At 74.3% G+C, this 12,571-nt stretch carries 1 protein-coding gene; it reads left to right on the forward strand.

Annotated features, from left to right (window positions below):
• Window positions 1-12,571 (forward strand): non-ribosomal peptide synthetase (locus QSK22_RS32730; RefSeq protein WP_285498372.1); only part of this gene is annotated, 12,571 nt, incomplete at both ends.

Genomic DNA, 12,571 nt, shown 5'->3' on the forward strand with positions numbered 1-12,571 from the left:
CGGTCGGGTCGACGATCAGGTGAAGATTCGGGGGTTCCGGATCGAGCTGGGCGAGATCGAGGCGGCTGTTGCCGCACACGCCTCGGTGGGGCGGGTCGCGGTCGTGGTGCGCGAAGACCAGCCCGGCGTCAAGCGCCTGGTCGCCTACGTCGTTCCGGCGGACGGCTCGGTTGATACCCAGGGGTTGCGGAAGCATGTGGCGGGGCGGCTGCCGGAGTACATGGTTCCGGCGGCGTTCGTGGTGTTGGAGGCGTTGCCGACCACGCCGAACGGCAAGCTGGACCGCGCCGCCCTCCCCGCCCCCGACTTTGGTGCCCGGTCGGGTGGGCGTGCCCCGGCGAACGCGACCGAGGAGGTGCTGTGCGGCCTGTTCGCCGAGGTCCTCGGCCTGGACCAGGTCGGTGCTGAAGACTCCTTCTTCGAACTCGGCGGGGATTCGATCATCTCGATGCTGCTGGTGTCGCGGGCCCGACGGGCGGGCTTGTCGCTCACCGTCCGCCAGGTGTTCGAGCACCGTACGCCTGCCGGTCTTGCGGCCATCGCCGTCCCCGCCGACCGGGCCGCCGCCAAGCCTCGCCGCGACGCCGCGACGGGACGGCTCCCACTCGTCCCGATCATGCGTGACGTCGCGGAACGTGCCGGACGGGTCGCGCTGGAGGGCGAGTTCTACCAGTCGATGCTCGTCTCGGTCCCCGCCGGTCTGGACCACGGGCGGCTCGCCAGGGCCGTCCGGGCGGTGCTCGACCGGCACGACATGTTGCGCGCCCGGCTGGAAAGCACCGACGAACTTCTGGTCACCGAGCCCGGCTCCGTCGATGTCGGCACCGTGCTGCGCCGGGTGGACGGCATCGCCCCCGACGTCGTCGCCGAACAGTCGCGGGCGGCGGGCCGCAGGCTCGACCCCCGGGCCGGGGTGATGACGCAGCTCGTCTGGTTCGACGCGGGGCCCGACACCGACGGCCTGCTCCTGTGGGCGGTCCACCATCTCGCGGTCGACGGCGTGTCCTGGCGCGTCCTGCTGTCCGACCTGGCCGACGCCGCCACGGCCGTGGCGGAGGGCCGAACCCCCGACCTCGCTCCCGTCCCGGTGTCCTACCGGGAGTGGGCGCGGGAACTGCGCGCCCGCGCGGACAGTCCCGAGACCGTGGCCGAGCTTCCGGCCTGGATCGACCTGCTGAGCGGGCCGAACCCGGGGCTGGCCGACCGTCCCCTGAACGCGGACGTGGACGTGGTGGGGGCCGGAGTCGGCCAGGTGACGGTGACGGTCCCCGAAGATGTGACACGCGCGCTGCTGACCCGCGTCCCCGCCGCCTTCCACGCCGGCATCGAGGACGTTCTGCTCGCCGCCCTGACCGGTGCCGTCACCGCATGGCGTCCCCAAACACGAGCGGGGATCCTCGTGGACGTCGAGGGGCACGGACGCGTCCCCCTCACCGACGGCATGGACCTGTCAAGGACGGTCGGCTGGTTCACCAGCCTCCACCCCGTCCGCCTGGACGCGGGCGACCTGGACGTCACGCCCGGCGGCCAGGACGCCGCACGACTGGTCAAGCGCGTCAAGGAGCAGTTGCGCGCGGTGCCGTCCGACGGGCACGGCTACGGGCTGCTGCGCCACCTCAACCCGCAGACCGCCGCCGAGTTGGCCGCCCTGCCGGTGCCGCAGATCGGCTTCAACTACCTTGGCCGCTTCGCCGCGGGCGAGCCCGGCCGGCACTGGCAGCCGACGGGCGCGGGCGGGCTGAGCGGCGGGGCCGACCCCCGGCTCGCGGCCACGCACGTGCTGGAGGCGGCCGGGCTCGTGCATGACCTGCCCGGCGGCCCCCAACTCGAACTGTCGGTCAGCTGGCCGGTGACGCTGCTGGACGAGGCGGATGTGAGGTCCTTGGCGCAGGCCTGGGCCGACCTGCTGGCCGGGCTCGCCGACGCGCCGGGCGGCCGCACCCCGTCGGACTTCCCGCTGGTGAGCCTGGACCAGGACCAGATCGAGGAACTGGAGCAGACGGGACTGGCCGATGTGTGGCCGCTGTCGCCGCTCCAGGAAGGGCTGCTGTTCCACGCGCTCTACGACGAGCAGGCCCCCGATGTCTACACCGTCCAGCACCTGGCGACGTTCACCGGCAACCTCGACGCCGCACTGCTGCGCCGATCGTGGGACGCCCTGGTGGCCCGGCACCCGGGCCTTCGCGCAGGCTTCCGCCGACCGACCGGAGCGGAACAGTACGTACAGGTGGTGGTGCCCGAGGCCACGGTCCCGTGGCGGGAGGAGGACCTGTCCGGGCTCGGCCTGGACGAGGCCCGCGAGGAGTCGCAGCGGCTCGCCGCCGGCGAACGGCGGCGCCGGTTCGACGTCGAGGCACCGCCGCTGATCCGGGTGCTGCTGGTGAAGCTGGGCGCGGACCGGTACCGGATGGTCGTCACCATGCATCACCTGGTGCTGGACGGCTGGTCGCTGCCGGTGCTGATGAGCGAGCTGTGGCAGGTGTACGAGGCGGGCGGCGACCCCTCGGCGCTGCCGCCCGTGGTCCCGTACCGCGGCTACCTGGACTGGCTGGCCCGGCAGGACCGGGACGCGGCCCGGAACGCCTGGCGGCGTGCACTGGCGGGGGTGGACGGGCCGACCCTCGTCGCGCCCGCCGCGGCCGAGGCCACGGCGCTCCCGGCCAGCCTGACCATCCGGCCCGACGACCGGTTGGTCGGCGCGCTGCGGGACACCGCCCGCAGGCATGGCCTGACGTTGAACACGCTCATGCAGGGCGCGTGGGCGGTGCTGGTCGGCAAGCTGACCGGCCGCCGCGATGTGGTGTTCGGTGCGACCGTGTCGGGGCGCCCCGCCGACCTGCCCGACGTGGACCGGTTGCTCGGCCTGTTCATCAACACCGTCCCCGTGCGGGTGCGCCTGGACGCTTCGGCTTCGCTGCTGTCGACGCTGTCCGCGCTTCAGGACCGGCAGTCCGAGCTCATCGACCACCAGTACCTGGGGCTGGCGGAGATCCAGCGGGCGGCCGGTGTCGGTGCCACGTTCGACACGCTGCTGGTCTACGAGAACTACCCGATCGAGGCGGTCGGGTTGCAGATGCCCGGCGGGCTGCGCCTGCTCGACGCGGAAGCACAGGACGCTGCCCACTACCCGCTGACGCTCGCGGTGGCACCCGTGGACCCGTGGGAGCTGCGGCTGACCTACCGTCCGGACCTGTTCGACGAGCCGACCGTCCGCGCCTACGCCGACTGGCTGCTGCGGGTGCTGGAGCAGATCGCCGCCGACCCGGAACGGGCGATCTCCCGGATCGAGGTCCTGGACGAGACCGAACGCCTGACTCTGCTGGAGAGCTGGAACGCCACGCGGGCGCCGGTCGTAGACGCCCTGATCCCCGAGCAGATCCAGGCGTGGGCGCAGCGGACGCCGGATGCGGTGGCGTTGCGGTGCGGTGAGGTGTCCTTGACGTATGCCGAGTTGGAGGCGCGGTCGAACCGGTTGGCCCGGTATCTGCGGGACGCGGGGGTCGGTCGTGAGTCGGTGGTGGGTCTGTCCCTGCCGCGTGGTGTGGACGCGGTGGTGGCGATGGTGGGGGTGTGGAAGGCGGGTGCCGCGTACGTTCCGCTGGATCCGGAGTATCCGGTCGACCGGCTGGAGTTCATGCTCGCCGACAGCGGTGCGTCCCTGCGCATCGACTCGTTGGACGAGTTGATCGCGGAGCAGTCTTCCGAGCCGCTGGGGGTCGGGCTGGACTCGGCGAGCCTGGCGTATGTGATCTACACCTCCGGTTCCACGGGCCGTCCCAAGGGTGTGATGGGCCATCACGGCGGCATGGTGAACCTGGTGGAGGCGTTGCGGCCGGTCCTGGGGGCGGCGCCGGGTAAGGCGGTTTTGCAGTTCGCCTCGTTCAGCTTCGACGCCTCTGTGCTGGACATCGCGGTGACGTTGTCGTCGGGTGCGACGCTGGTGATCGCCACGCCGCAGGAGCGTGCCGACTCGGCGGTGTTGACGCGGATGCTCAACGAGCAGGGCGTGGATGCGGCGAGCATCGTGCCGTCGCTGTTGCGCGTGCTCGATCCGGCGCAGGTCGAAGGTGTGGGCCGGTGGGTGCTGGGCGCCGAACGGCTGTCGGCGGACCTGGCGGCCCGCTGGGCAGGCGGTGACCGACTCTGGAATACCTACGGGCCGACCGAGACGACGGTCATGGCGACGGTCGGTGTGGTGGACGGTCCGGGCACGCCGCCGATCGGGCGTCCGATCGGCAACACCAAGGTGTTCGTGCTGGACGAGTTCCTGCAGCCCGTTCCCGCCGGGGTGACCGGCGAACTCTACGTCGCCGGCGCCGGGGTCACCCGCGGCTACGTCAACCGCGCCGCCCTGACCGCGGAGCGGTTTGTGGCCTGCCCGTTCGTTGCCGGGCGGATGTACCGCACCGGCGACCTGGCCCGCTGGACGCGCGACGGCCGGTTGGAGTTCGTCGGCCGGGCCGACGAGCAGGTCAAGGTTCGTGGGTTCCGGGTGGAGCCGGGCGAGGTCGAGGCCGTCTTGGCCGAGCACGAGAGCGTTGACCGTGCAGCAGTGGCGGTGCACGACGGCCGCCTTATCGCCTACGTCGTCCCGGCGAGCGGCGGCATCGACGTCGCCGTCCTGCGCGAGTTCGCGGCCGCGCACCTGCCCGAATACATGATCCCCTCCGCGTTCGTCGAGCTGGAGGAGTTGCCCCTCACCGTCAACGGCAAGCTCGACCGCGCCGCCCTCCCCGCCCCCGACTTCGCAGGCCGGACGACGAGCCGCGCCCCCGCCACCCCCACCGAGAAGATTCTGTGCGGCCTGTTCGCCGAGATCCTCGGCTTGGAGCAGGTCGGGGCCGAAGACTCGTTCTTCGAGCTGGGCGGCGACTCGATCATGTCGATGCTGCTGGTGGCTCGGGCCCGGCGCGCGGGGCTGGTGCTCACCGCGCGGCAGGTGTTCGAGCACCGCACGCCGGCGGCGCTGGCTGTCGTGGCCGAGCCGCTGGACGGCGCCGCCGACTCGGACGCCCCCGCCGCGACGGGCCGGATTCCGCTGCCGCCGGTGGTGCGGGAGGCGGCGGAGCGGTCCGGTCCGGCGGCCCTGGACGGCGAGTTCTTCCAGTCGATGCTGATCGCCGTGCCCGCTGGGCTGGACGCCGATCGGCTGGCGCGGGCGGTGCGGGCGGTCATGGACCGGCACGACATGCTCCGCGCCCGGCTCGACGGCCTCGAACTCGTGGTCCCCGAACGCGGCGTGCCCGCACGGGCGCCGCTGCGGCGGGTGCCGGCGGACGAACCGGTGCATGAGCAGGTCCGCGCGGCCGCAGCGCGGCTCGACCCGTCCAACGGGGTCATGACGCAGCTGGTCTGGTTCGACGCCGGTCCGCGGAAGGACGGGCGGCTGCTGTGGCTCATCCACCACCTGGCCGTGGACGGGGTGTCGTGGCGGATCCTGCTGCCCGACCTGGCCGCGGCCTACGAGTCGCCGGACACGGACCTGGAGCCGGTGCCGGTGCCGTTCCGGCAGTGGGCCCTGAACCTCGCCGACCAGGCCGCCGCGCCGGAACGCGTCGCCGAGCTGCCGCACTGGACGGCGCTGCTGGACGTCGCCGAACCGCCCCTGGGCGACCATCCGCTCGACCCGGACCTGGACAAGGTCACCACCCTGCGCCAGGTGACGGTGACCGTCCCGGCCGAGGTGACCGGGGCGCTGCTCACGCGGCTGCCCGCGGCCTTCCACGCCGGCGTCGACGACGTCCTGCTGGCGGCGTTCGCCGCGGCGCTCGCCGAGACCCGCGCGGACTACCGGGCGACGGACGTCCTCGTGGACGTCGAAGGCCACGGACGCGACGGCATGGACCTGTCGCGGACCGTCGGCTGGTTCACCAAGGTGCACCCCGCCAGGCTGCCCATCCCGGAAGCCGGCGGCGTGCGAGAGGGCGGCCCCGCCGCGGGCGAGCTGATCAAACGCGTCAAGGAGCAGCTGCGCGCGGTGCCGTCCGACGGCCTCGGCTACGGGCTGCTGCGCTACCTGAACTCCGACACCGCCGCCGAACTGGCGGCCCTGCCCGTCCCGCAGATCGGCTTCAACTACCTCGGCCGCATCGCCGCAGGCGCCTCCGGTGGCGGGGGACGGCACTGGCAGCCGGTGGACCGCACCGGCCTCGGCGGCGGCGCCGACCCGCGCATGGCGGCCGGTCACGTGCTGGAGGTGTCCGATGTCGTCCACGACCTGCCGGACGGCCCCGAACTGGTCCTCCAGCTGACGTGGCCGCGGCGGCTGCTGACCGAGACGGCCGTCCGGGAACTGGCCGACGCATGGGCGGCGATGCTGGCGGGCCTGGCCGCGCACGCCGAAGACCCGGCCGCGGGCGGCCACACCCCGTCCGACTTCCCGCTCGTCACCCTGGACCAGGGGCAGGTGGAGGAGCTGGAACGCGCCGTCCCGGGGCTGGCCGACGTGTGGCCGGTGACGCCCCTGCAGGAGGGGCTGCTGTTCCACGCCGGCTTCGACGAGGAACTCCCCGACGTCTACGTCAGCCAGCGCGCCCTCGACATCGAAGGGCCGCTCGACACGGCGGCCCTGCGCCGGGCGTGGCAGACGCTGCTCGACCGGCATGCCGGACTGCGCGTCGGGTTCCTCACCCCGGCCGGTGCGCGCGAACCGGTGCAGGTGGTCGCCGACGGCGTCGCCGTCCCGTGGTGCGAGGCGGACGTGCCGGGCGGCGCCGCGGACGAGGCCGAACGGCTGGTCGCCGAGGAGGCGGAACGCGGCTTCGACCTGGCGTCGCCGCCGCTGCTGCGGCTGCTGCTGCTCCGGCTCGGATCCGGCCGCCACCGGCTGGTGGTCACGATGCACCACATCGTGCTCGACGGCTGGTCGATGCCGATCCTGATGGAAGAGCTGTGGGCGGCCTACGAAGCGGGCGGCGCACCGGCCGCAGTGGCCCCCGCGCCCTCGCCCCGCGACTACCTCGGCTGGCTGGCCCGGCAGGACCGGGACGCGGCCCGCCGGGCGTGGCGGGACGCCCTGGACGGGCTGGACGAGCCGACGCTCGTCGCCCCCGACGTCAGGGACGCCGACCCGGTGCCGCCGCGCAGCGTCACCGTCCGGGCGGGGGAACGGCTCACCGGGGCGCTGCGCGCCACCGCGCGGGCCCGCGGTTTGACCGTCAACACCCTGGTGCAGGCCGCGTGGGCGGTGCTGATCGGCAAGCTCACCGGCCGCCGCGACGTGGTGTTCGGCGCGACCGTATCCGGCCGTCCCGCCGAGGTTCCGGGCGTGGAGCGCATGCTCGGCCTGCTGATCAACACGGTTCCGGTGCGGGTGACGCTGGACCCCGCCCGGCCCGTGGAGGCGCTGCTGGACGACCTGCAGCGGCGGCAGGCCGAACTGCTGGCGCACCAGCATCTGGGGCTGCCGGAGATCCAGCGGCACGCCGGGCCGGGCGCCGCATTCGATGCGCTGCTGGCGTTCGAGAACTACCCGGTCGACCCGGCGGGCCCGGCGGTCGCGGGCGGGCTGCGGCTGACCCGCGGGGAGATCCGGGACGCCGCGCACTACCCCCTGACGCTGGTGGTCAACACCGGCGACGACCTGGAACTGCGCCTGGACTACCGGCCCGACGCCTTCACCGGCGACGACGCCCGGCGGCTCACCGGCCGACTGCTGCGCATTCTCGACCGGTTCGCCGCCGACCCCGGCGCCCGCGTCGCCGCTCTGGACGTGCTCGACCCGGCCGAACGCCGCCGCGTCCTCGCCGACTGGAACACCACCGGACGTCCGGCGCCCGCCGGCACCCTGGTGGACCTGCTGGAACGGCAGGCGGCCCGCACCCCGCACGCCCCCGCCGTCACCGCCGGAGCCGCCACCTGGACCTACGCCGAACTCGCCGCGGCCGCCAACCGCGTCGCCCACGAGCTGATCGCCCGCGGCGCCGGCCCGGAACGCATCGTCGGCGTGGCGCTGGAACGCTCGCCCGAACTCATCGCCGTCCTGCTGGGCGTGCTGAAGGCCGGTGCCGCCTACCTGCCGCTGGACCCCGGCTACCCGGCGGCGCGGCTGGCCGCCATGGTGGCCGACGCCGACCTCGCCGTGATCGTCTGCACCGGTGCGACCGCCCCCGTGCTGCCCGCCGGCGCGCCGCTGCTGCGCTGGGACGACCCCGCGATCGCCGCCCGGCCGGACACCCCGCCCACCGACGCCGACCGGACGGCCCCGCTGCTGCCCGCCCACCCCGCCTACGTGATCTACACGTCCGGGTCCACGGGCGAACCCAAGGGCGTCGTCGTCCCCCACGCGGGCGCGGTGAACTACGTGACGTGGCGCAGCTCCGCCTACGGGTTCGGGCCCGGCGACCGGGTGCTGCAGTTCGCGTCGGTGTCGTTCGACACGTCCGTGTGCGAGATCTTCCCCGCGCTGACGTCCGGCGCGACCCTGTGCGTCGCCGCCCGCGACGGCGACCTCGGGCAGGAGGTGCGGGACCTCGCCGTCACCTCCGCCACCTTCACCCCCACCGTCCTGGACACCCTCGACCCGGAGGCGCTGCGCACCGTCACCCGGCTGATCACCGCGGGCGAGGCGTGCGGGCCGGACCTGCTGCGCCGCTTCGCGCCCGGCCGCACGTTCTACAACGAGTACGGGCCGACCGAGGCGACCGTCGACGTGACCTGCTGGACCTGCCCGCCCGAGATCCCCGGCACCGTGCCGCTCGGCCGGCCCATCGCGGGCGTGCGGGTGTACGTGCTGGACGACTGCCTGCAGCCGGTACCGCCCGGCACGGTCGGCGAACTGTACGTGGCGGGCGCCGGCGTCACCCGCGGCTACGTGCGGCGGCCCGGCGTCACCGCCGGACGGTTCGTGGCGTGCCCGTTCGGCGCGCCGGGCGAACGCATGTACCGCACCGGCGACCTGGCCCGCTGGACGGGCGGCGGGGAACTGGAGTTCGCCGGACGCGCCGACGAACAGGTCAAGATCCGCGGGTTCCGCATCGAACCCGGCGAGATCGAGGCCGTGCTGGCCCGGCACGACCGCGTCGCACAGGCCGCCGTGGTCGCCCGCGACGACGGGCCCGGCGGGCGGCTGCTCGTCGGCTACGTCGTCCCGGCCGACGGCGGAGGCGCCGACACCGAGCAGCTGCGCGCCCACCTGGCCGAACGGCTGCCCGAGCACATGGTCCCGGCCGCGTTCGTGGAGCTGCCGGAACTGCCGATGTCGGTGAACGGCAAGCTCGACCGGTCCCGGCTGCCCGCCCCCGACTTCGCCGCGCTCGCCGGCGGCCGACAGGCCCGCAACCCGCGGGAACGGCTGCTGTGCGAACTGTTCGCCGACGTGCTGAACCTCGACCGGGTCGGCGCCGACGACGGGTTCTTCGCGCTCGGCGGCGACTCGGTCATGTCGATGCTGCTGGTGTCGCGGGCCCGCCGCGCCGGGGTGCGGTTCACCGCCCGGCAGGTGTTCGAGCACCGCACACCGGCCGCGCTCGCCGCCGTCGCCGACTTCAGCGGCGCCGAGCAGACGGGGGAACCGCAGGCTCCCGGCGCGGAGGCGGCGGGGGAGGGGCGGCTGCCGCTGCCCCCGGTCGCACGCGACATCGCCGCGCGGGCCGGGCGGACCGCCCTGACCGGCGAATACTTCCAATCGATGCTGCTCACCGCCCCCGCCGACCTGGACCCGGCCCGGCTGCGCGGCGCCGTGCAGACCGTGCTGGACCACCACGACATGCTCCGGGCCCGGCTGGACGGCGACGAACTGGTCGTCCCCGGCCGGGGCGCAGTCGACGCCGCCGACGTCGTCCAGCGCGTCGAAGGCACCGACGAGGAGACCGTGGCCGCGTGGATGCGGCGGGCCGGCGGCAGCCTCGACCCCGGCTCCGGGCAGCTGACCCGCGTCGTCTGGTTCGACGCGGGCCCGGACCGCGCCGGGCTGCTGCTGTGGGTGATCCACCACCTCGCCGTCGACGGCGTGTCCTGGCGGATCCTGCTGCCCGACCTGGCCGACGCCTACGCGGGACGCACCCTGCAACCCGTCCCGGTGTCGTACCGGCACTGGGCCCGCACGCTCGCCGAACAGGCCACCCGCCCCGACCGCCTCGCCGAACTGCCGCACTGGACCGGCGTGCTGAGCGCCCCCGAACCGCTCCTCGGCGACCGTCCGCTCGACCCCGACCGCGACCTGGCCGCCCGGCTGAAGCGGACGGAGACCACCGTCGCGCCCGCCGTCACCGAGGCGCTGCTGACGCGCCTGCCCGAAGCGTTCCACGCGGGCGTCGACGACATCCTGCTCGCCGCGCTGGCCTGCGCCGTCGTCCGCCGCCGCCCCGAGCCCGGCGCCGGGCTGCTGGTCGAAATCGAAGGGCACGGCCGGTCCCCGGAGACGCTGGACCTGTCGCGGACGGTCGGCTGGTTCACCACCACCTACCCGGTGCGCCTGGACCCGGGCGACCCCGCCGACCTGGACGCCGCCGTCAAACGCGTCAAGGAGCAACTGCGCGCCGTGCCGTCCGACGGGCTCGGCTACGGGCTGCTGCGCCACCTCAACCCGCAGACCGCCGCCGAGCTGGCCGGACTACCGGTGCCGCAGATCGGCTTCAACTACCTCGGCCGGTTCGCCGCCGCAGGCGACGCCGACGACCGGCCGTGGCAGCCCACCGGCATCGGCCTGGCCGGAGGCGCGGACGCCGCGCTGGCCGCCACGCACACCCTGGAGGCGGCGGGCCTGGTCCGCGACCTGCCGGGCGGGCCGCAGCTCACCCTCACCCTGACCTGGCCCGAGGACCTGCTCACCGACACGGCCGTGCAGGAGCTCGCCGACGCGTGGACGGCCGTCCTCACGGAACTGGCCGACCACGCCGCAGGCGGCCACACCCCGTCGGACTTCCCCCTCGTCACCCTGGGCCAGGCCCAGGTCGAGGAGCTGGAACGCGCCGTCCCCGCGCTCGCCGACGTCTGGCCCCCCGCGCCGCTGCAGGAAGGCCTGCTGTTCCACGCCGCCTACGACGACCAGATCCCCGACGTCTACACCATCCAGCAGACCGTAAACCTGCACGGCCCCCTGGACGCCGCGCTGCTGCGCCGCTCCTGGGACGCCGTGATGGCCCGGCATGCCAGCCTGCGCGTCGCGTTCCGGCGGCCGACCGGAGCCGACCACCCGGTGCAGGTCGTCGCCGGTGACGTGGCCGTCCCGTGGACCGAGACGGACCTGTCCGGCACCGACCGCCCCGACACGCAGGCCGAAACGCTCGCCGCGCAGGACCGGGCCCGCCGGTTCGACCTCGCCGAACCGCCGCTGCTGCGCCTGCACCTGATGCGCCTGGCCGACGACCGCCACCGGCTCGTCATCACCATGCACCACACCCTCCTGGACGGCTGGTCGTTCGCGGTGCTGATGCGCGAGCTGTGGACCGTCTACGGGGCGGGCGGCGACCCGGACGTGCTCCCCCCGGTCATCCCCTACCGGTCGCACCTGGAGTGGCTGGCCCGCCAGGACAAGGCCGACGCGCGGGAGCACTGGCGCCGCGCCCTCGCCGGACTGGACGGCCCCACCCTCGTCGCCCCCGCCGCCGCCCCCGGCGCCCCGGTCATGCCGCGCAGCGTCACCGCCCGCGCGGACGCGTCCCTGACCGGCGCCCTGCGCGACACGGCCCGCGCCCGCGGCCTGACGGTCAACACCGTGGTGCAGGGCGCGTGGGCGCTGCTGCTCGCCGCCCTCACCGGCCGCGACGACGTCGTGTTCGGCGCCACCGTCTCCGGCCGCCCCGCCGACCTGCCCGGCGCCGAGAACATGCTCGGCCTGTTCATCAACACCGTCCCCGTCCGGGTGCCGCTCGACCCGGCCGCGACCGTCGCGGACCTCCTGGCCGACCTGCAGAAACGCCAGGCCGGGCTGATCGCCCACCAGCATCTCGGCCTCACCGAGATCCAGCGCCAGGCCGGCCCCGGCGCCGCCTTCGACACCCTCCTGATCTACGAGAACTACCCCGTGGACGCGGCCGCGCCGCCCAGCGGCGGCCTGCGCATCGAGGTGACCGGCGACCGGGACGTCTCCCACTACCCGCTCACCCTGGCCGTCGCGCCGTTCACCGAACTCGAACTGAAGCTGGACTACCGGCCCGACCTGTTCGACGAGGCCACCGCCGGCTCCCTCGCCCGGCGCCTGGTGCGCATCCTCGAACAGTTCGCCGCCGACCCGCAGACGCCCGTCGGCCGGATCGGACTCCTCGACGACGACGAACGCCGCACCGTCCTGACCGACTGGAACAACACCACCGCACCGGGCATCACCCGCACCGTCGTGGACCTGTTCGAGGAGCGGGTTGCTGCGGTGCCGGGTGCGGTGGCGGTGGTTGATGGGGGTCGGGTGTGGTCGTTTGCGGAGTTGGACGGGTTTGCTGAGCGTGTGGCTGGGGGGCTGCGTGGTCGTGGTGTGGGGCGGGGTGGTCTGGTGGGTGTGGTGTTGGGGCGGTCGGCTGAGTTGGTGGGGGTGTTGTTGGGGGTGTTGAAGGCGGGGGCGGCGTATGTGCCGGTGGATCCGGCCTGGCCGCGGGCTCGTCGTGAGGCGGTGTTGGCGGGTGTGGATGTGGTGGTG

The organism is Actinomadura sp. NBRC 104425, assembly GCF_030269545.1.
Classification (GTDB): domain Bacteria; phylum Actinomycetota; class Actinomycetes; order Streptosporangiales; family Streptosporangiaceae; genus Spirillospora; species Spirillospora keratinilytica.